General features: G+C 65.4%; 9 protein-coding genes. All 9 read right to left on the bottom strand.

Features of this window, described 5'->3' with window-relative positions; translation table 11 throughout:
* Positions 1-15 precede the first annotated feature (15 nt).
* The 9 genes from AC5RU3_RS14730 to AC5RU3_RS14690 all read right to left on the bottom strand — a co-directional run bounded on the left by AC5RU3_RS14730 (position 16) and on the right by AC5RU3_RS14690 (position 22,289).
* Positions 16-1,689 (bottom strand): serine/threonine-protein kinase, encoded by a 1,674-nt coding sequence (locus AC5RU3_RS14730; protein WP_493966050.1) that lies wholly within the window; start codon positions 1,687-1,689, stop codon positions 16-18.
* On the bottom strand, positions 1,686-3,542 hold the full coding sequence (locus AC5RU3_RS14725; protein ID WP_493966049.1) for an FHA domain-containing protein: 1,857 nt from the start codon (positions 3,540-3,542) through the stop codon (positions 1,686-1,688). Before AC5RU3_RS14725 ends, AC5RU3_RS14730 begins: the two co-directional genes overlap by 4 nt.
* Positions 3,539-4,387 carry a PP2C family protein-serine/threonine phosphatase gene (locus AC5RU3_RS14720; RefSeq protein WP_309072251.1) on the bottom strand — a complete coding sequence of 283 codons (849 nt, stop codon included), beginning with the start codon at positions 4,385-4,387 and terminating at the stop codon, positions 3,539-3,541. The genes AC5RU3_RS14725 and AC5RU3_RS14720 overlap by 4 nt, the downstream gene beginning before the upstream one ends.
* Positions 4,384-5,544, bottom strand: a complete 1,161-nt coding sequence (locus AC5RU3_RS14715) for an RDD family protein (protein WP_493966048.1) — start codon at positions 5,542-5,544, stop codon at positions 4,384-4,386. Before AC5RU3_RS14715 ends, AC5RU3_RS14720 begins: the two co-directional genes overlap by 4 nt.
* 182 nt (positions 5,545-5,726) lie before the next feature.
* Positions 5,727-8,162, bottom strand: a complete 2,436-nt coding sequence (locus AC5RU3_RS14710; RefSeq protein ID WP_493966047.1) for a transglutaminase TgpA family protein — start codon at positions 8,160-8,162, stop codon at positions 5,727-5,729.
* A complete protein-coding gene (locus tag AC5RU3_RS14705) occupies positions 8,159-9,547 on the bottom strand; it encodes a DUF58 domain-containing protein (protein WP_493966046.1) in 1,389 nt (462 codons plus the stop codon). Before AC5RU3_RS14705 ends, AC5RU3_RS14710 begins: the two co-directional genes overlap by 4 nt.
* A 15-nt stretch (positions 9,548-9,562) precedes the next feature.
* On the bottom strand, positions 9,563-10,534 hold the full coding sequence (locus AC5RU3_RS14700; RefSeq protein ID WP_309072255.1) for an AAA family ATPase: 972 nt from the start codon (positions 10,532-10,534) through the stop codon (positions 9,563-9,565).
* Between the two features lie 76 nt (positions 10,535-10,610).
* Complete coding sequence (locus AC5RU3_RS14695) at positions 10,611-16,700, bottom strand: Ig-like domain-containing protein (protein WP_493966045.1); 6,090 nt, start codon at positions 16,698-16,700, stop codon at positions 10,611-10,613.
* 132 nt (positions 16,701-16,832) lie between these two features.
* Positions 16,833-22,289 (bottom strand): Ig-like domain-containing protein, encoded by a 5,457-nt coding sequence (locus AC5RU3_RS14690; RefSeq protein WP_493966044.1) that lies wholly within the window; start codon positions 22,287-22,289, stop codon positions 16,833-16,835.
* Positions 22,290-22,314: the final 25 nt, after the last annotated feature.

The raw sequence follows: 22,314 nt of genomic DNA, 5'->3' as shown, positions 1-22,314 counted from the left end.
GGTGTTCCCTTCAATTCATTCAGGCCAGCAGGCACGCACAGGCTCAGATGCTGTGCCGTTTGCCCGCACTATCTGTATATCAGTGCAGGTGGGACCGTCAGGGTTGGCCACGAGGGGCGCTTCGGTCTGCACGGTCCTGGACCATTCGCTCTCTTCCTGCACGGTCACGGTCCGGAAGCGATACACATCGCCTTCCTGCGGGTCCGGGTTCGTCCAGGTGAACACTACGTTGTTCCCGGACCCTTCACCCACGACGTCCGTGGGCGAGGGAACAACGCCCTCCACCCCCGCGAGTGCGTCGGGCGGAGGCTGCGTCGGCGCTTCGACCGTGGGCTCGTCCTGTGGTTGCCCGTTCATGACCGCGAAACCGCCGATTGCGACGCCGGCGAGCAGCACGAGCCCCACCAGGACGCCGACCAGCGCCCCCGGCCTGCGCCTGGCATCCGCCGGTCCGACGTCGTCCGTGTCCGCGTGCTGTCCGGTGGCGGCAGGGCGATGGAGGGTGGTGTCCATACGCATCGAGTCGGTGTGCGGCTCCCGCCCGCGCAGGACCGTCCGGTCCCGCCACGCGTGGTCCTCGGTTGCGTCATTCGCGCCTGCGTAATTCCCCGTTGCTGACCTGTCAGCGGTGGACGGGGGCACGGATGACGACGGCGGCGCGTAGGTGGGCAGGTCTCGCTGGAGTGAGCGGGCGGGCGCGGTGCCGGCCGCCGTCGGGAAGGTCGGTGAGTAGGTGGGCGACTCGGGATCGATGGAGACAACCTTGCGCACCCTGGTGGCTTCGGCGTCGTCGTCATCATCACGTACGTGTTCGGTGTCATCAAGCACTTCGAACGGGGTGACAGAGATGCCGAGTTCGGTCTGGATCCGCTGCAGGGTGAGAGCGAAAGAGTGTGCCGAGCTATAGCGGGCGGCGGGGTTCTTCGCCATCGCCGTGGCCAGCGCGAGCTCGAGTGATTCCGGCACGTCATCCCGGCCGATCGAAGCGAGCTGCATGGATCCGATCCGGTCCATCAGCATGCGCTGGGAGTTGTCCATCCCGGGAAATACGAAGGGCGAACGGCCGGCGAGCAGCGTGTAGAGGGTTGCCCCTAGGGACCAGACGTCCATGCGGACGCCGTCGACGCTGCCGCCCACGAATGCTTCCGGCGGCGACCACGGGATGGACATGCCGAGATCCTCGTCCGCGCCGCCGTCCGTAGTACCGGAGATCCCGAAGTCAGTGAGGGCAGGGCGGTTGTAGTCGGTCACAAGGATGTTCGCGGGCTTGATGTCGCGGTGCACGATACCGGCCCGGTGGGCGGACTCGACGGCGGAGGCAACCTGGATGCCGATGGTCAGGGTCTCTGCCAGCGACAGCCTTGCCTTGCGGTAGCGCACGTCCAGGCTGGGCCGTGAGCAGTACTCCATCGCGAGGTAGGAGTGCCCGTCGTCGGTGATGTTCGCTTCATAGATCGTGACGATGTACGGGTGGGTGGAGAGCTGGGCCATGAGGTTGGCTTCAGATTCGAATGCCTTCCGCGCGCCCTCCGTCAGCAGCCCTGAAACCAGTACCTTTACTGCCACGCGCCGGCGCGGCCGGTCCTGCTCGTACAGGTAGACATCCGAGAAGCCGCCCGATCCGAGCAGGCTGATGTAGCGGTAGCCCGGAATGTGCGGGGGCGGTGCGGCTGCGCGCCGTGAACTCATCGCAGGCCTTCGAAGCGCAGGAAGACGTCATCACCGAGCTGGGCTACGTCGCCGTCGAGCAGGAAAGCTGTCTCTCCTTCGCCGAGGCGGCGCGGCGGTTGGCCCTGGCGGATCAGCACTGTGCCGTTGGTGGCCTTCAGGTCGCACAGCAGTACGTGCCAGCCGTCGAGCCGCACCTCCGCATGCGAACGCGAAATATCGCCTCCGGCGCTGGTGACCTGCACGAGTTTGGGCATGCCGCGGCCCTGGACCCTCGAAACCGAGGGTTGCCGGCCGATCACGATCGACTGGTCCAGCTCGACAACCTCGCCGGTCGAGATCCGCATGGTGCCGAGACTTGGGCGTCGGACCTCCCGCGGCTCACCGTCAACCGGCTGCGAACAGACACCGCAGGCCGACGCTTCGGGCGGGTTTGCATGACCCTGCGGGCACAGCCGCGCCAGCACCAACGGCCCGGTGCCCGGCCGGGGCTCCGGCGAGGGCTGGACCGATGTGGGCGCTGGGCTCTCGAGCTCGCTGCGCATGATCGTCTGACCGTCGTGGTCATCGAGATCAAGACCGTCCGGCAGCACGCCGGGGCCGGCTGGTACCGGCGGAATGGAAACCGGTGCAGCCGGAACCGCAGGGCCGCCCATTGGAGGTATGGGTGAGCTGGGGGGCACGGCTGATGCCTTGGGCGGCTCAGCACTCCTGCGTGCCCAAGGCACGGAGTCGATCAGCTGACCCGGCGCAGGAAGCGGCACCGGCGTAGCCTCTGTCAGCGGAGCACTCTGCGGGAAAGAGTCGCCGACCTGGGAAACGTCAGGCCGCGAAAGTTCGGGCTGCGAAACCTTGAACTGCGAAACTTCGGGCTGCGCCGGAGCTTCGGCCGGCTGGGCGCCTGCGTGGGTGCCGCTCCCGGTATTCGCGTGGGCATCCTGGCCGGCTGGTTCACCGACCGGTGCTTCCTCGGCGTCATCGTCCTCTGCAGGGCGCACAGCAGCATCTTCAACGCGACGCACAACAGTCTGGTCCCACAGGTGGTCATAGCCGGTTGTGTTCAGTTCCGGGTCTTCTTCCGGTTCGGGTCCCGGTTCCGGTTCGGGTTCCGGTTCTTCTTCGGGTTTGGGTTCCGTTTCGGGTTCGGGTTCCGGTCCGGGTTCCGGTTCTTCGTTGAACGTGAGGTACAGGCTCGGATTGATCGTCGCGAATTCCTCGGCCTCGAGCGCCCCGGTGATTGCACGCTCAGGGTCCTCCTCCTCCGCGGGCTCAAGCGACGCGGACTGTGCGGGCGGCAGCAGGAAAGGTGCAGGTTCGACGGGAGCCGCTTCGGCCTGAGCCAGTTCGACGAAAGTAGGTTCGACGGAGGCAGGTTCCGCCGTCACGGTCGGCGCACCTCCAGAACCGGACGATCCAACGCTCACGCTGGCGGAACGGACGACACCCGCTTCGAGCGGAAGGGCCGACCCCTCGAGATCCGCACCGGGAAGGCCGGCAGGGGCGCCGGCACTCATCGAAAAGTGCCGGGCACCGCCGTCGAGCATGCGCTCCGTCCAGGTGGTTACGTACTCGCCTGAGAGTTCGAGGGGAGCCGCGCCGTCGTCGTTCGCGACGCTCAGGCGCACCTCGCCGCGCAACAGCACGTGCAGCCGGTCCGTGTAGGACACCACTCCGAACGGCGGCATCGAGTCGAGGCCCTGGCCGAAGCCGCCGGCCACGATCGGCAGGATGGCCTGCAGGTTTGGGGTCTCCCCGAGTCGGCTCCAAAGCCGGTCAAGGACGTCGGCTGCAGTGGTTGCAGGAACCATCACGACGACGCCGGAGCGCACCACACAGAGCCATTCCTCCCCGGGGAGGTAGCGGACAACGCTCACGGACGCTCTGCCTCCGCGTTCTCGGGAGCAGCACCGCTGACAGTTTCGATCCCCATGGTCCGCGGGGCGGTGGTGTGAAGGTCGGCGTCGCCGTCGACTCCATGTGCATCAACCACCACAACAGTCACGTTGTCGCGTGCTCCGTTGCGCAGGGTCTCCTCCACGAGGGCGTCGGCGGCTTGTTGCGGATCAGCCAACGAACTGAGCAGGGTGTAGATGCGTTCTTCGGACACCTCGGTGCTGAGCCCGTCCGAGCAGATGAGGATCCGGTCCCCCATCTCCACGGGCATGAGCCAGTAGTCTGCTTCGGAATCATCCCCGGTACCGAGCGCACGTGTAATGACATGCCGGCGGGGATGACCTGCAGCCTGCTCCTGTGTGATGTGGCCCCGGTCGACCAGCTCCTGCACCTCTGAATGGTCAACGGAGATCTGTCCGAAACGACCCTGGCTCAGGCGATAGGTGCGCGAATCTCCCACATTGAAGAAGAGCCAGTACGGCATGCCGGATTCCTCGACGAACACGACGCCGGACAGGGTGGTGCCGGCGCGGCCCCCGGTTTCCGAACGGATGTGCTCATCGGCCGTCCGCAGCAGTTCCTCGAGATCCGACGCCGAGAAACGCGGAGCATGCTCGCCGATGATGCTGCTCTCCCCCAGCGTCCGCACGCAGATACCGGAAGCAACCTCGCCTGCCTCGTGCCCGCCCATGCCGTCCGCGACCGCGAAGATGGGCTCGGACGCAATCAGCGAGTCTTCATTCAGTTGACGCTTGAGGCCGCGGTCGGACGCGTACCCGACGGTGAGTTTAATTTTCCAGTCCTTCGTCTGTTCCGGATTATTCATGCCTGTTCCACCTTGAAGCTGCGGTCACCGAAATGCACGGTCGAACCGGGAGCCGCCCAGTACGGTTGTCCGCCGGGAAGCGGAGTGCGTTCGCCGTCAGTACCGGTGACTGCACTGCCGTTGGTCGAATGCCTGTCCGTGACCCAGAGCCGGCCGGCCTCCACCCGCAGGTGGAGGTGTGTCTTGGAGACTGAACGGCCTTCGTCCTGTACGGAGATCAATTGCACTGACTCGCTGCCCTTGGCCGCCGGGTTGCGGCCGATCAGAGCCGCGGACTCCAGCACGAAGTCCCTGCCGTCGTCGAGCCTGATCCGCACACTCCGGGGTGCATAGGAAGCAGCAGTTGCGGGCCGGGAGACGACCGTCTCCCCAGCTGCCTCGTCCGGGTGGGTAGCGTCGAAGTCCGGGAGCGGGGCGGTCCGGCCTGTCGGGACCTTCTCCGACTGGAACACGACCGGCTCGGGACGGAAGGTCACGGGCTCCGGTTGGGAAGGCTGCGCGTGCGCTCCGCCCGGCGACCCGATGTGAACTGCGGTCGTGTGGGCCGGCACCGCCTGAGCCGGTGAGGACGGTTCCTGGCGTGATATGACCGGTGATGACACTGGTTGAAGGGCCGGCGGAGGCGAATCGGGCGCGAACGACGACGGCCCGTTGATCCCGCCGGTCACCAGCGGATTACGGCCGCGTCGGACATCGAAAACGAAGGTGCGCGCGGCCTTGTCATACCAGCCCTGGCGCTTGCCGTTGGAGTCGAACAGGTTGGACAGCATGACAATCACGAACCCGATGACGGGCAATATCCCCGATAACCCGATGATGAGGTTCCGCAGGAACACTGCGAGCCATCCGGGAGCGAAGCCCCCGTCATCCGTGGTGCGCAGCCCGAACATGAGGTTGCCGAGCGTCTTTCCCGTCTTGGCCTCCCAGCCCCACAGGAAAATCCAGTAGCCGAGCGCCAGCAGCCCACCGGCGCCGGTGACCAAAAAAAACCTGCTGAGATCCAGCACGGCTGAGCTCGACGACACCTGCTCGTACCCGATCAGGGGCATACCGACGACGGCGGCAAGTCCCGTGATCAGGGCAGGCGGAATGCCGTCAACCAGTTTTGCTCCGAGCCGTTTGCCCGCCGAGCCGTTCTCAAGGTTGAGCTGAGCCATGGCGCCCTGTGTCCCTCCCTCACCGTCCGTCCGGGCATCGTGATGCGCCAGCGCATTGCCCAGTGGGTCCACTGTACGGACATGCGCGGTCCGATTGGGAATGGAAGCGCCGCAACGCACGCAATAAGCGGTGCCGGAGACCACGCGCGACGAACAGCGCGGGCACTCCTGCGCACCTGCCGTCATGAGTCCTTCTTTCGCCCGGCGCGTCGACCGGTACCCGGGATCGGACCTCCCTGGGTGGTGCGGCCGGCGCTGCGCTGACCCACCCGTGAGCGCGCCTCACGCACGAGTGAGCGCGGCGAGTACCGCGCACGCTGTCTACGAAACCAGCCTACCGAGCCCCGCATGTCTTCCAGGGATGACTCGACGTCCTTCCAGTACTCCTCGACCTCCCGTTCGGTCGGCTCGCCGTACGAGAAGATGCTGGCATCCGCCCGCTCCGCAAGGAGCGTTGTGGAGACGGCGCTGACAGGAAAAGCATCGCCCAGCTCCCGCGCGCTCTCGCGGCGGGTGGCGTTCGAGTTGGTGTCCGCGCCGAGGTCCGTTGCGAGACTGAGAACCTCGCTCCAGCCTCCGCCGACCCGCTGGGAAGGCGCACCGACGTTGGCACGCCGCTTCCGGCGTCGTACCTTCAACAGGGCGATGAGCAGCAGCGGCAGCAGCAGGACTGCCAGCGGAATCAGGGCAAGCGCGATGGCACGGATCAGCGGACCCCAGTCATCCCAGAAGTCCTTGGTCCGATCCTCCGCATCCTGCGGTTCAGGAGCGGAGTCCGGCGGCAGTTCGGCCGGTTCCTGCGGTGGTGGCGGCGGCTGCAGGACCTGAGGCTTCGGTGAGGATTTCGGCTGCTGCTGCGGCGGCACCGGTTCATTGTCTTCCGGCGGGGTGGGGTTGAACGGCACCCATCCGGCGTTATCGAAAGCGATTTCCACCCAGGCGTGGACGTCACTGCCGGTCAGCGCGATCGGAGCGGACGGGTCCTCGATCTCATCCCAATCCGGGTAGAAGCCCATGACGACGCGGGCCGGGATGTTGAGCTTGCGCGCCATGAGGGCCATGGAGACGGCGTACTGCTCGTCATCTCCGACCATCTGCTCGGCATCCAGCAGGCTCAGCATCCGGGCAGCGCCGTGGCCGGGCAGGGACGGGGCTTCGCCGTCCTTGCCGTTGCTGAAGAAGCCCTGCGAATTCAGGACCTGCTCGAGCCGACGGACCCGTTCAATGGGATTCGACACGTCCCCGACGTACTCGCTGGCCTTGGATGCAATGACCGGAGGGTCATTCTGGACCCGCGGGAGGCTGAGGTCGGCGAAGTCGTACTGCGTCAGCACTTCATCGCTCGGGATCTCCGGGAAGACCACGTTGACGCTGTAGCTGTCGCCTGCCTGCACCCCGCTGGTCGACAGCGCCGTCAGGGCATCGTTGTTGTAGTACAGCGAGCGGTTGAGGTCCTGGGATCGGGGACCTTCGAGATCCACGCCAAGCAGCTCACCGCCGGAGGGCAGCCATACGCCGTTGTAGCCCTCGATGGTGATGTCGAGCGTGGCGACTGTCCCCTCGCCCTCGGCTACCTCGGCGCTGCCGAGCTGCTGGGCGTCCCCGACCCGGGCGAAGTTTCCGGCAGCCTGCGGATTCACGTTGTAGACCACGCCGTCGTACGCGTCCATGGCGGCGAGCCGGATCCGTTGCCCTTCGGGCAATCCGTCGACCGTCAGCAGCGTCTCGTCCGCCTGGTCCTTGACGTACTTTCGGAAGCTGGACAACGGGCTCGGGTAGTCGAACAGGTCCACGGGCGGCTCGACGACGTCGCGCAGTACGTCCCGGTCCGTACTGGCCAGCACCGGGCTGACCAGGAGGGTCAGGACCGTGCCGGCCGCCAGCACCGCACCTCCGAATCCGAGCCGGCGTGCCGTGTTGGAACGGATGGCTCCCCTGACACCGGCGGCAGCCTCGGGCACCGCCGGTGCGTTGGCGGAGAGCGCACCGGTCTCATCGGTTCGTGCAATGTCCCGGCGGTACGCGAGCCAGGCAGTCGCAGCGACGAGCAGCAGGATCCCGCGCAGTTCCGGAAGGGACGCCCTGTTGGTTCCGAAAGCGATGCTGACGATGAACAGGCCAAGGACCGGCAAGAGCACCCAGTAGGGAGTACGGATGCGCCAGGCCAGCAGACCGGCAACCGCCGACAGCAGCAGCACCGACAGGAAGGGCACCACCAGCATGCCCCGGCTGATGCCCACCGGGTCGGCGACGGTCAGGAGGTCCTTCCAGGAGAAGACGACGCCGACAATCAGGACGCGCAGGGACTCAAGTGAAGGCAGGAATCCGAGAAAGGACTCGACCGGCGCTGCCAGCGCGTGGCCCAGCAGCAGGTAGGCGCCCAACAGAACGCCGGCAGTCGCCCAGAAACCCCAGCGGAAGCGCGCACTCAGCCAGGCTGTGATGAGGCCGGCGGCCAGGCCGCCGAACCCTGCTGCCAGGTAGCGAACGTCGCCGCCGAAGGTGGGGCCGAAACCGAGTACGCCCAGTCCGAGGAGGGCGGTGAGCACACCGACGTCGATGATGGTCTGCAGCCGTCCTGGAAGCGGACGGGCTGTGCGACCGGCGCGGCGGCTCATGCTGCAGCCTTTCGAAGGATGAGTCCGAGGTCGGACAGGTCGTTCAGGGTCAGGACGGTGAGGTCGCCGATGGTTGCCCTGGCCTGCTGCTGGTCAGTCACGCAGCGGATGGCGATGCACCGGATTCCGGGCGGAATGGAAGCGGCTGCCGAGCGGAGCTGGGACGGTGTCACGTGCGGCCCCACCACGAAGAAGACCACTGAAGCGTTGGGGACAGTATCCGCCGTCGTCCTCGCCAGATCCACGGCGGTGAGCCTGCGGCTGCGGCCCTCGATACGAGTCATGTCGTCCAGCAGGTTACGACCGGTTTCGGAGCGCAGCGGCCCGTCCTGGGTGAGGACGCTGAGGTTCCGCTGCTCCCGGATCGCCTGCAGGCCGATGGACCCGGCTACCGAGACGCCGAGCTCGAATTCGGCGTCGGAGTCGTACTCCTGCGTGTTGGTAGACAGCGCAACTGCAAGGTGGGAGCGGCGGGTCTCTTCGAACTGCCGGACCATCAGCTGACCGGTCCGCGCCGTCGTCTTCCAGTGGATGTGACGACGGTCGTCGCCCGGCACGTAGTCGCGCAGGGCGTGGAAGGATACGTCGGCGCTGGAGAGGTCCTTGGTGGGCAGTCCCTCGAGGTCCTTGATGAACCCGGCGGCCGACCCGACCAGGGCCACCGTGCGCGGGTGGACGTAGAGGTCGGTCGGCTCGGTCCAGAACACCTGGCGGCGGAGCAGGCTCAACGGATCGGCACGCACCGAACGAACCGGCCCAACCACGATGACTGCGCGACGCTGCGTGGGAATGGTGAAAAGATCCTCGTGCAGTTGATTCGGCTTCAGGCGCGGCAGGTGGAAGATCGCCGTCGCTGCGCCGACGGGTAGTTCCAGGGAAGCCGGGAGCAGTGCCTTGGAGGACGTGTTGGAGACAGCAACGCTTCCGACGGCGCGGTCCCCCACCGCCACACGCGTGCGGGTCAGGTCCAGCTCGACAGCGTACGAGGACCGGCCAAGGATGAAACCGATCGCCAGGATGAACAGGAAGGTTCCCATCAAGGCAGCGATCAGGGCTTCCCGCCAGCCGAAGACGGCCCCGAGTACCCAGAGCGCAGCAACCGTTCCTCCGATGATCCAGCCGAGCGGGCTGACGATTCCCACCACCGGGGCGCAGTACCGCTCCACGAGAGCGGCGGCGCGCTGCGCCACGGGTGTACCCGCTGCCTGGGCGAGCTGCCAGACCTCGCGGATCAGCGACCGGGGATGGAGGCGGGACGACGGCGGTGACGTGCGCTTTTGGCGTCCGCCGCCTGATCGGCGCGGACTGGAGGCCCGCCGGGATGTCGGATCAGACACCCGCCGGCGTGCGGCGCCCTTTTCTGCGGTTTCGGTACTCGTTGCCATGGATGGTCAGGAGTCTCAGGCGGTCGCGCGTTGCTGCGGAGCTGAAACGTCCGCCAGGACACGGCGCAGAACGGCTTCGGGTGTTGCACCGGCGAACTCTGCTTCCGGGTCCATGACGAACCGGTGCGTCCACACGTAGGGTGCCAGTTCCTTGACGTCATCGGGGAGGACGTAGTGCCTGCCCTGCCCTGCTGCCCAGACCTTCGCCGTGCGAACCATCGCCAGCGCACCACGAACGCTCACTCCGAGACGGGTCTCGGGTGCGGAACGTGTTTCCTCGGTCAACCGCGAGATGTATTCGAGCACGGCGTTATCCACGTGGGTTTCCGTGGCGAGGTCTGCCATGTCCTTGATGGCCTGGGTGGTGATGATGGGGGTCAGGGCAAGCGAACGGTCGCGGGTCGAGGATCCGCTAAGCAGCTGGACGGTCGAGGCGTGGTCCGGGTAGCCGATCATTGTTTTGATGAGGAAGCGGTCGAGCTGAGCTTCAGGCAGGCGGTAGGTGCCGGCCTGCTCGATCGGGTTCTGCGTCGCGATGACCATGAACGGCCGTTCATTGGTGTAGCTGACACCGTCCACGGTCACCCGTGACTCTTCCATGACTTCCAGCAGCGCCGACTGGGTCTTCGGCGAAGCGCGGTTGATTTCGTCCGCAAGGACGATGTTGGCGAAGATCGGTCCCTTGTGGAACTCGAACTCCTGGGTCTTCTGGTCATAGATGGTGATGCCCGTGACGTCGGAGGGCAGCAGATCCGGCGTGAACTGGATACGCGAGTGGGTGCCCTGCACAGTGGCGGCGAGGGAGCGCGCGAGCATGGTCTTGCCGGTGCCCGGAGCATCCTCAAGCAGCACGTGACCCTCGGCGAGCATTGCGGTCAGGACAAGCCGGACCACCTGGGACTTGCCGAGCACAGCCTGCCCAACATTCCCGACAAGCTTGTCGAACGTCCCGGCGAACCACGCGGCCTGTTCAGCGGTCATTGTCATGATGATGTCTTCCTTTTTCTCGTGCGTGATTCCTGAGTGCTCTTGAGTCGTCTGTTCCCACAGCCCGCCCGGCGCGTCAACATGTTCGGGCCCCTGGCTCAGCCGCCACGCTGACTGCCTTGAACCAGCCTCCAGCCGCAGCCTTGACCCACTCGCTCGAACTGCCTACCTGGACGAACCGACCCGGGGACGGCATGTCATAGATCGGGTAGACACCCCCATTGGGAGTTATGCACTCGATCTCGAACCGGTAGCCGATGCCCCGCCAGGTTCCACCGGCATCGGAGCAGTTGGCCCTGTTGGCCGGCTTGTCATTGCTCGAGACAGGGTACTCGCAGGTGCCCGTGGCGTCGGTGTCGTTCACCGTTGCATACTTCTTCGGCGCCGGGGAGGTCCGGCCGGTCGCCGTCTTGGTGGCGCGCTGCCCCTCGGAATCAGTCACCGTCACCGTGATGGTGACGTCCCGGTCGTAGCCGACGCGACCCGATGTCGCCTGCCCGCCACCGGCCGGAACAGACCCGCTCGCTCCGCCTGCCTCCCAGGTCACCGATTGGACCGGACGACCGTTGGACGGGGTGGCGCCGATCGAGAAGACAACCTGCTCCCCCGACGGCGATGAGCTGATTGACGGCGTGTTCGGTTGGCCGAACGGAACCACGGGGTTCGACTGGGTCGCCGGTCCCGGGAAGGAGCTGCCGTTGGCGGTGTTCACCGCTCGCACGCCCACGGTGTACTCGGTTCCGTTGCTGAGACCGCCAATGACGCCGTTCGCCGGGAGCGCCGCGAAGGCACCGTTATTCAACTGGTATTCGTACCGGGTCTGCTGAGCCGTTGCGCCGTTGGTCTCAGGTTGCCCGTGCTTCACCGTGAGGCTGCGATCGGCGGGAGTTGCCTGCACGTTCGGCACAGCTCCGGGCGCTCCCACTGCCTGGCGGGGCTCGGAGGGCGCGCTTGCGGCGGACGTGCCCGCCTTGTTGGTGGCTGTGAGGGTGAAGGTGTAGGGACTCTGGGAGTTCGGCACCGTCACCGTGGTGTTGAAGACGGATCCGGACAGTTCCGCAGACCGCAACGCGCTGCCGTTCTGGAAGGTGGTCAGCGTGTAGGACTCAATTTCCGCGCCGTTCTTGTCGGCCGTGGAGGGCTGCGCCCAGGACACCGACAGGACGGAGTTCGTCGACCCGCCCTGGGAGGAGACCTGCGCAGTCGGTGCTGCAGGAATTGCCGGCACGCCAGCTGGAATTTCGGACGCGGAGTAGCTGCTCCAATCCGAGGGATCCGGAGCCTTGTTGAATGCCCGCACCCTGACCTTGTAGGGGATGCCGTTCTCGAGGCCCTCCCATTCGACGGCAGTGCCGGCGATTCCGGTTTTCTGGAACTCCCCGGTCGGCGGAGCCGGCGAGATCTCGAGGTCGTAGTTCTCCACCGGTGAGCCCTCCGTCGCGGGGACGTCCCACGCCAGGGAGAGTGAGCGGTCGCCGAAAACAAGCCTCGGCGGGGCCGGGGTGGACGGTTTCTCATCAGGCCGTGCGGAGGCGGACGCGCCCGACGCCGGCGACTCACCGACGTCGTTCACTGCAACGACGGTGAAGGTGTATTCCGTGTTGTTGGTCAACCCGGTAATGCTGCAGGTAGTGGCCGGGCAATCCTGGCTGATACCACCGCTGCCGCTGACCCTGTAGCCCGTAATCCGGGAACCGTTGTCGGCCGGCGGATCCCAGGAGAGCACCACGGTTTGACTGCTGACTTCGCCGACGGACGGGGTGGAAGGCGCGTCAGGGGCACCCTTGACGGTGAGTCGGATCCGCCCGTCCACTTCGCGCTCGGGGTCCGACGTACGGTCACCGATGCGGTACTGCACAACCATGGTGCCCACGAAGTCGTCAGCCGGAGTCACTGCGACGGAGTCGCCTTGCGCACTGGCCGAACCGAGACCGGTTTCCGTACTGACGGAGATCAGCTTCAGGGGTGTGTCGGGGAAGGGATTCGTGTCATTGGCGAGTACGTCGACGAGAACAGTTTCGCCCTGCACGGCGTCCTGTTCCACATCGTCGTTCGCCACGGCCAATGGACGGGTGGAACTGACAACTGTGATGTTGACTGCCGCTTCGACGGGATCGCTGCGGCCGTCCGTCGCGGAGAATCGAATCGTATGGGCCTGGTTCTTCGCAGCGTTACCGGCGGCGACGGACAGGACGGATCCGTCAAGGTCCGCCGTCAGACCCTCCGGTGCATCGCCCAGAAGTGCGAAGGTGAGGGTGTCTGCCTCATCGATGTCCTGGACGAGCTTGGCCAGGTCGATGGTGCCGCTCTCCTGCTGGGCAACCTGCAGTTGGCCCGAACGTGCCTCGGGCGGGTGGTTCCGGTTCGGGTCAGGCAACACCATGATGCTGACGGTCAACATTGACTTCAGGCCTTCGGGATCATCAACCGATGTCCCGTCGGTGACCTCGAAGCTGACAGACGCTGCTCCGGAATAGTCCTCGGCCGAGGTAAAGGCCAGTGTGGTTGCGTCGCGAACCAGCGGCTCGTTGTTGGACGCCACAGCCGTGACCTTCGCGTCATCGGTGAGCTGCACGCTGCGGCCTTCCCTGACCACCACCAGTTCGGTGAGGTCGAGGACAAGCTCTTCGCCGCTCATCACTTCCTGGGTTCCCGTGTTCAACAGGGCAGGCGGCTGGTTCGCCGAACCGGGAACATGGATGAATGCCGTCGCACTGAGGCCGTCGATGTCGGTGACGGTGTACGGGATGGTCTGGGCCTCCGGCAGGAGCTGGACATTGACGATGCTCGTGTCGCCCTCTCCTGGCCGCACGGAGGCCGTTTCGGAGGGCTCGGGGAAGGAAATTTGCAGTTCCTCCGGCGACCCGTCGCGGTCCGTGTCATTCTCAAGCACGGGCACGTCGACGGCAGCCTTGCCCAGAGTCTCCGAGAAGGAAATACGGTCATCGTGCGCCACGGGTGCCAGGCGCGGAGCGTCCGGCCTGGTCTGCACGCGAACGGTGCCCATCGCGGTTCCGCCGCGGCCGTCGTCGACCGTGTACCGGACCGCTGTTGTGCCGGTTTGCTCAGGCGAGGTGAAGCTCACCTTGCGGTCATGGACCTCCGCGTTGATTCCACCGGCGGCCTCGAGACCGTCGGGCAACAGGGCCAGCGCATCGCCGTCGGGGTCCGAATCATTCGACAGTACGTCCACGGTCACGTTGCGGCCGGGCAGGACGTCGACTGAATCGTCAACCGGCACCGGGACCTGGTTGACCGTACTTGGCAGTGCAATGCCAACCAGCACCGTGCCGGTCGAGCGTGCCCCGAAACGGTCCGTCACCACGTAGCTGAAGGAGTCCTGACCGGAGATGTCAGTCGCGGCGGTGTATTCGATGAAGGTAGCGCCAACGCGCACGGTCCCCTTGGTCGGCGCCTGATCGATACCGACCAGGGACACGGAGTCGCCGTCAGGATCGATCCCGGTCAGCGGAATCGGTATGCGCGTGGTGTTGCCCGCGATGGCCCGTGCCTTCACCGTTTCCGGCAGGGGACGGGAATTGTTCTCCTCGTCGATTGCCGTTACCCGGAACAGCACCTGCGCCGAGTCTTCCTGCCCGTCCGGGCCGCGTACAGCGTAGATCGCCCGGTAGGTTCCCGGCGTGGTCCCCGCCTTGAAGCGCAGGCTGTTGCCCGAAACAGCGAGCAGCCCCTGGGCGGGCGCGACCGTCTCCACCAGCTCCGGGTCCAGCGTCAGCACACCGCCGTTGGGATGCGCGTCATTGCGAAGGACCTCCACCGTGGCGACGTCGCCGGCACGCACGGTGATTTCGTCGTCAGCGGCACGGGGCGGCTGCAGCTTGGCGGGTGCAGGGATGGGAACCACGGACACCTGGCCCGTGGAGCTCTCACGTCCGTTGGACACGCTGTAGCTGAACGTGATGCGTTCCTTGAGTCCGCGGGTGTCGCTGATCCGCAGGATGCTGTGGCTGAGGACGGCCACTGTCACCGGGGAATCGGCCGGCAGGGAGACCGACTGCACCACAAGTACACCGCCGCCCGGGTCGGTGTCGTTGGCCAGCACATCCACCAGCGTCTGCCCTCCGGTGGGCAGCAGGGCACTGTCCCGCACGGCTACCGGAGCACCTGCTTCCCCGCCCTCGGGCAGGACATCGATGCGGATGATCCCCGGAGCGCTGGCAGGACCATTGGCCACGACATAGTCAAGGTAAACCGGGCCCGGTTTGTCCGAGCGGAACGTGAACGTACCCACCTCGTAATTGGGGGTGACCTCAGCGGTTTCGCCGCCGTTGATGCGTGTGAGCCGCAGGCCCCTCCCGGACGGGTCGAGGTCATTTTCCAGAGGGGCGACAAGGAGCTCCTCCCCCGCGTTGACGGTGAGGTGGTCCGGGTTCGCAATGGGCGGCACCTCGCCCGGGGCGCGGACGTCGACGACAACGACGCCCTCCGTGGTCTCCCGACCGTCGGAAACCGTGATCGCCACTTCCTTCTCACCGATCTGCGCTCCGCCGTCGGTGAACGTGAGCAGTCCGTCATCCCGGTGTTTGGCACTGTCACCGTCCGTCGTGGCGGTGGCGGACTGAAGGTAGAGATCGTCCCCGTCCGCGTCCGTCCAGTCGGCGAGGATGTGCTGGTTCGCGCTCTGACCCTGCTCCAGGACGATGCGCGTCTTGCGCTTCTGCAGCGGCGGCTCGTTGGAGTCGGCAGAGCGCACGTTCAAGGTGACGGACGCCGTGTCCCGACCGCCGCGGCCGTCGTCGACCGCGTAATCGAAGGTGTGCCGTCCCGGGGGGACATCCGCTTCGAGCACAACCTGCAGGCCGGTGGCGTCGTACACCGGCTGCACCGCGCCGACGTCGGGAAGGCCTTCCGGAACCGTCACCGTGAGGAGATCGCCGTCCGGATCCGAGTCGTTGTCCAGCACCGGGAGAAGGGTGGTGGAGCCTACCCGGGCGCCCAGCTCATCATCCTCGGCAACCGGAGGCTGGTTCTCCTTGGTCCTGTCCGGCAGCGTGTTGATCGGGTTTTCGCTGGCCGACTCCTCGTCTTCCTTGTCGTCCTCCTCCGGCGGCGGGATGATTTCGTCCCAGTTCTGCACAAGCTGCATGTTCTGCTGCACCAGCCAGATATTGCCGCCACGGATGTCGTTCAGCACGACGACGTTGCGGTTGGTCCGGAACACCAGTTCCGACTGCGTGTTGAGGGAGGGGATTTCCGAGGTGACGTCGTTCGAATCTGTACTGCAGTCGCGGACGTAAATCCCGGCCGCGGCCCAGGCGGCATGGACGCACCCGTCCTGCTGCACGGGAGCGGAAGGTTCAGCGGAAACCTCGATGGGCTGAGCGGACGGTTCGGATCCGTCCAGCGGCACGCTGACCAGCGCGCCGGCAGTAGCGACCGCAACGAAAGGCGATGCCGGCCCGCTCTGCTGCAGGCGGGCGCCATCCGGCTCGGGGAGTACGGTCTGCTTCCCACCGGGCAGGAACAGGGTGCCCGACGACGGATCCAGTGCGACAGCGTCGTCCCCCACTGTGGTGAGCTGCAGTTCCTCGACGTCCCTGATGCCCTCCACGGTTTCCCGTGACGTCTCGGCGAACGCGCCGGTGCCGTCTGCTTCCCAGGTCACGACGTCGCCCGACGCCGGATCGGCTGTGACAACAACGTCGAGCGGGGTGATCGCTGCGGCAACGCCTGTGGCGCCCTCGACCAGGGGCGGTGCGTCCTCGCTCGCGAAGGTTGCAAGGCTGGTGACCGGTGCGGTGCGCACGGTGCCCTCCCCCGCGTTCACCGAGACAACGTAGTCGGTGCCGAGCTTCGGCTGGCCGTTCCCGGGCAGTTCCTGTTCATCTCCCGTGGTGACCGCGGTGATGCTGACCTGGCTGAGGGCGCCCTGGTCCTGATTGTGATTGAGCACCGTGGCATCGCGCTGCAGGACGTCGAACGCGTTGCTTCCGGCAATGAAACCGCCGTCGAGTGTGCGTGACGGATAGTTCAGGTGGCCGACCTTGCCCTGCGACAGGTTGGTGACCCAGACACCGCCGTCGTTCAGGTCCACTTCAGCGGTGGTTACACCGGGGTTGAGAACGGCGCCTACGACGGCGGCCGCCACGGCAAGCGCCGTGCCGGACACGAGCGCGCGCTTGCGCCGATCAAGACCACGAATCATGAGAAGTTGCTATCCCCCGAGAAAGGGCGCCTGGACCGTTCGCGGCGCCGTCGCAAGTCTATAGGTAAGGAGGCTGTGCTCCCCATGGGCACGAGTACCCATGGGGAGGATCACTACAGCGACCTCCAGGGGCTAACACTGCGGGAGCTTGCTCTGGGCCGGCCCACCAACGGTGACGTGTCCTGCGTCGATGTAGCGGCCGACGTTGCGGGGGCCCGCAACGATCCGGTACCACTGCCCGGCGATGCCGTAACCGTCTGTGTGGTGGATCCAGCATCCGACCGTGAACTGATGCTCCGCATAGAACCAGGGCGGATTGTTTCCCCCAACGCCTTGACAGGTGAAGGTCTTGGGATTGTAGGTGGCTCTGTCTGCCGGATCCGTGCAGCTGCGCACCATATGACTTGAGAGTCGGGTGTTCAACTGGCTGGGCTGTTCCTTACCGGCCGTTGCACGGGCGGTAGCAATTCCGCCGGCCTGGTCACGCGAATTGAGCGATCGAACCCTGATCTCGTGTTGCTGTTCGAAATTGCCGCTGACCTGCCTCGAACCCGAGTTGGCGACGTTTTGCCAGCCGCCGCCATCAATGCTGATCTGAACCTGTTTGACGTCGTGAGCACCCGTATTCGGTGCTCCCCAGGTGAAGGTCACGCTGGTCTCGTTCTGAGCACCGTTCTGGCCGCTGGCCGTTGGCGTCCCGGGGTTGCCATAGGGGTTCACGGTGTTGGAGGTGGCCGGTGGGCTGGAGTAGTTGGCTCCGTCGCTGTTCACAACCGCGGTGACGGTGGCTGTGACGGGTGTGCCGTTGGCGAAGCCCCCGATTTCCTGACCCGGCCGAACCGCCATCTGGCGACCGTTGAGCGTCGCCTGGTAACTGACCTCGGACGCGCGTGCACCGTTGCGCTGTTCAGCGCTGAGCTCACTGAAGTTGATCTGCACGTGCCGGCCCTCAGCACCGGTCCGCGTCTCCGCCAAGGTCACGTTACTGGGCGCAGCAGGGGAACCCACGGCCCGTCGCGGCGCGGACTGCGCACCGTACTCGGTCCACCCGGCCTTGTTATAGGCACGGACCGCGTAACTATAATCCGCCTCAGCATTAGGCACCGTGATCGTCTGCTCCGAGGCCTGCACCTCCGGCAACGTCCGTGTGGGGCTCCCACCCTGGAACTCCTGAACCTGATACCTCGACACCGCAGCACCATTGGGTGACACATCCGCCCAATCAACCACCAACTGACTTTCTGATCCCACGGACTGCGCACGCGTGGTCGTCGGCGCCGCCGGCGTCCCCGGCAACCCCGCCGGAGTCTCAGCGGCCGAGTAATCACTCCACTCCGACGGCTCCGGGGCAGCGTTCCTGGCCTGCACCCGCACCTTGTACGCGGTCCCGTTCTCCAGGCCCTCCCACGTCAACGGCCCACCGGCGGCACTGCGCTGCACCACACCGTTCGGCGGAGCAGGGGAAATCTGCAGGTCATAACCCTCAATCGGGGACCCCTCATTCGCCGGCGGCGTCCAATCCACCGTCAGGGCGCCGTCCCCAAACACCAGGCTCGGCGGAGCAGGCTGCGCCGGCTGCGTATCCGGGCGCGCCACCGCCGACTCCGGCGACGGATCCGAGATACCGATGTCATTGGCCGCGGTCACCGTGAACACGTACTCGACGTTATTCGTCAACCCCGTCAACGTGCACGTCGTCGCCGGGCACTCCTGCGTGAACCCGTTGTTACTGCTCACCGTGTAACCCGTAATCGGCGACCCGTTATCCGCCGGCGGATCCCATGACAACACCACCGACTTATTCCGCGTACTCTCCACCACCGGAGTCGACGGCACCCCCGGCTTACCCTTCACCGTCAACACGACCTGCCCGGTAGCCAACCGCGACTGATCCCCTGTCTTGTCCTGAACCGTGTACTGCACCGTCATCGTCCCAACAAAGGACTCAGCCGGGGTCACCAACACCGACTCACCCTGCTGCGACACGCTGCCGTTCCCGTCAGCAACCACATCAACAATCCGCAAAGGCTCCTCCGGGAACGGATTCACATCATTGGACAACACATCCACCGACACGGGCTCACCCTGCACCGCATCCAGCACCTCATCATCATTCGCCACCGGAAGCGGACGGTTCGATGCCAGGACCGTCAACGCAACCGAGCTCGACGCCGAATCCTCCCCATCCGTGACCGAAATGCCCACGACGCCGGTCAGACCAGCCTCGGAATCATCACCAGGAGCAACGCTCAACACCGAGCCACCAAGAGACACCTTGAACCCCGCGGGTTGATCACCGATCAACGAGAACTTGAGGGTGTCCTCGGGGTTGGGATCGAAGGCAAGACCGGCCAATTCCAGGCTCACCGCCGGCTCCGCAACGGCCACCTCAAGTGACCCCGAGTTGAGGGTCGGCGGAATGTTCGGGCTCTCTTCTGCCGGAATCACGTTGGTGAGAATGGTCAGCGTCGAGCTCAGACCTTCCGGATCATCCGGTCCGGAACCATCGGTGACCTCAAAGGTGATCGAGCCCTTGCCCGCGTATGCGACGTCCGCGGCGTAGCGCAGGTTGTTAGGATCAACCACCCAATCGTTGGTGTTGCTGGTCCCGATCGCCGAGACCTTCTCGCTGACCGTAAGACGCGGAGACCTGCCCTCGCGGACCTCCACCAACTCCCGCACATCCAGGGCAAGTTCCTCCCCTGCCTGCACGTCGATCGGCGCATCGCTGATCAGCGTCGGATACTGCTCGCTCAACCCCGGCACCCACATCACCGCCGTCGCAACACCACCGTCAATATCCTCAACTGTATAAGGGATGGACTGCGGTTCGGGGGTCAGTTCCACACGAACGACGTTCTCCGAGCCCACCGTTGCTGTGACATCCGCCGGGTCAAGACTGACCACCAGGTCCTCGGCCACACCGTCAGGGTCCTCATCGTTCTTCAGGACCGGTACATCAACGGCCGTTCGTCCGCGGGTCTCGGTGACCTCAACCCTGTCATCCCGTGCGATCGGCAGTAGAAGCGGTGCGTTCTGGTCGACCGTGACGCTGATATTGCCGGCGGCAGTGCCGCCACGGCTGTCCTGAATTCCGTAGCGGACGCTGAAATCACCTTCGACTGTCGGGGCCGTGAACAGCACCCTGCCCTCGACGACCTCCGGTGCCATTTCCTCCGGAGTCGCCACCAGTGCCTCCGGATCGAGCCCGATCGGGTCCCCGTCCGGATCTGAATCATTACGCAGGGCGTCGACGGCGATCGCGCGGCCGGGCCGTAGGATCACACCATCGTTGACCGCGATCGGTTTCTGGTTTGCCTCAGCCGCCGGGGCAATGCCCACCTGCACCGTGCCCGTGTTCTCCAGGCCCAACCGGTCACGCACCGTATACGTGAACGTGTCGGTCCCCGCTCCGGTCGCCGACGCAGTGAAATCGATGTAGTTCGGTCCCGGCACAGCAGCTCCCATTGCCGGCGCAGCGTCGATACCAGCCAGGAACGATGAGTCACCGTCGGCGTCGATACCGTCCAACGGCACTGGGATGCGCACCGTCGATCCTGCGATGACGCGGGCGTCGAGGTTCTTCGGAACCGGCGGCGTATTCGGCGCATCCAGCGGCCGGATATTGATCCGCACCTCAGCGGAGTCAGATTGCCCGGTGCTGTCGAGCACCTCATAAATCGCATACACCGTCTTCGCCGTCGGCCCCGCCACGAACCGCAACGAGTTCTCCGAAGCAAACACCCGACCATCTGCCAGGTCAATCCCCTGAGCCAACACCGGGCTGAGCGTCAACTCATCACCGTTAGGATGCGTGTCATTGTCCAGCACCGGAATGTTCACCACATCCCCGGCACGCACCGTCACCTCATCCGAGTTCGCCTGCGGCGGCAACAGCGTCTCCGGGCCCTCCACCGGCAGGACACTGACTTCACCGGTGGCGGAGGCTTTGCCGTTCGAGATGGTGTAGGTGATGGTGGTTTGCTCACCAAGGTTCCGAACGTCGTGGATACGGAGCACGTTATGATCGAGCACCGCAACATCCACCGGCGAGCCGGCCGGTACGTCGACGGACTGCACCACCAGCACCCCGCCGGTTGGATCGCTGTCATTACCCAACACATCCACCAGCACGTCGCCGTTACGCGGCAACAACGCCACATCGCGGACGGCAATCGGAGCACCCTCGGTACCTTCGGCCTTGGCGTCGACCCGGATCAGACCACTGGCACTCTGCGGCCCATTCGTCACCAGATACTCAACATAGAACGTCCCGGCTGCACTCGGCGTGAACGCTATTGTGCCGGTGTCGTAGTTGGGGCTGACCACGGCGTCGCCGCCTGCAAGCTCCGCCTTGGCCAAACTTAGCTGGCCGCCTGCCGGATCCTGATCGTTCTGCAGCGGAGTCAACTGCGACTCCTGCCCTACGACGGCGGTGAAATGGTCGAAGTTCACCACCGGCGGCAGCGTCCCCGACGCCCGGACATCGAAACTGACGACGCCGGATACTTCCTCGCGCCCATCGGAAACCACGATGTCGACTTCCTTGACCCCCTGGGATTTTCCGACGTCGCGGAACGTCAGCAACCCATCCGATCGCGAACGCACCTGATCCCCATCCGGCGTCGGCTCCGCGCTGACCAGGAACAGGTCATCACCGTCTGCATCGGTCCAGTTACTCAGGATGTTCTGACTGACCGACGTACCCTCTTCCACGAGGATCTTCGTCGGCCGTAACGGATTCGGGGCCTCGTTCGAATCCCGACTCCGGATATCCACCTCGACCTGCGCGGTATCGCTTCCGCCCCGTCCGTCTGAGACTTCATAGCCGAACGTGTGGATTCCAAGTGGGGCGTCCTCGGGAACCACGATTTGGAGGCCTGCACCGTTGTAGATCGGTTGAACGCTGCCCGCGGCGGGCTGTTCACCCGTGAGGGAAGACGTCAACAGGTCCCCGTCCGGGTCAGTGTCATTGGCGACGACGTTCAAGATGGTCGTCCGCCCGGCACGGGCACCATACGAATCATCGGTCGCTACCGGCGGACGGTTCTCCCCCGACCGGTCCGGCAGCGTGTTAACCGGATTCTCGCTCGCTGACTCCTCATCCTCCTCATCCGACTCCTGCTTCGGCGGAATGATGTCACCCCAGTTATCGACCAACTGCATGTTTTGCAACACCAGCCACACATCCCCGGCATTGATGTCATTGAGAACCACCACACTCCGGTTAACCCGGAACACCAACTCCGAATCCGCGCCCAGCTCAGGGATTTCCTTCCGCTGATCATTGGCATCATCGGCGCAATCGCGCAGGTATACGGCGGCGCCCGCCCAAGCTGCATGGACACACCCATCCACCTGCACCGGAGCCGCCGGAACCCCGGTGGCGTCCAATGCAGTGATCACCGGATCCCCGCCGCTCAACGGCTGCTTGATCAACGACGACGGCGTCGCCACCACCGCGAAACCACTCGCCTGACCGCTCTCCTGCAAACGCCCACCCTCAGCATCCGGCAACGTCACCGTCTCACCGTCCGGAAGGATGAGCTGCCCGGACTCGCTGTCGAAGACCACCGCCTGATCCCCCACCGCCGCAACCTGCGCATCGCCAAAC

It is taken from the genome of Arthrobacter sp. MDB1-55 (assembly GCF_059092925.1).
The sequence above is the reverse complement of the archived record's forward strand: the minus strand, read 5'-3'. Positions and strand labels throughout refer to the sequence as shown.

What these genes read in the sequence shown, in the direction of transcription:
- AC5RU3_RS14730 (WP_493966050.1), bottom strand. Translation starts at nt 1,689, where the DNA reads ATGAGTTCACGGCGCGCAGCCGCACCGCCCCCGCACATTCCGGGCTAC.
- AC5RU3_RS14720 (WP_309072251.1), bottom strand. Translation starts at nt 4,387, where the DNA reads ATGAATAATCCGGAACAGACGAAGGACTGGAAAATTAAACTCACCGTC.
- AC5RU3_RS14715 (WP_493966048.1), bottom strand. Translation starts at nt 5,544, where the DNA reads ATGGCTCAGCTCAACCTTGAGAACGGCTCGGCGGGCAAACGGCTCGGA.
- AC5RU3_RS14710 (WP_493966047.1), bottom strand. Translation starts at nt 8,162, where the DNA reads ATGAGCCGCCGCGCCGGTCGCACAGCCCGTCCGCTTCCAGGACGGCTG.
- AC5RU3_RS14705 (WP_493966046.1), bottom strand. Translation starts at nt 9,547, where the DNA reads ATGGCAACGAGTACCGAAACCGCAGAAAAGGGCGCCGCACGCCGGCGG.
- AC5RU3_RS14700 (WP_309072255.1), bottom strand. Translation starts at nt 10,534, where the DNA reads ATGACAATGACCGCTGAACAGGCCGCGTGGTTCGCCGGGACGTTCGAC.
- AC5RU3_RS14695 (WP_493966045.1), bottom strand. Translation starts at nt 16,700, where the DNA reads ATGATTCGTGGTCTTGATCGGCGCAAGCGCGCGCTCGTGTCCGGCACG.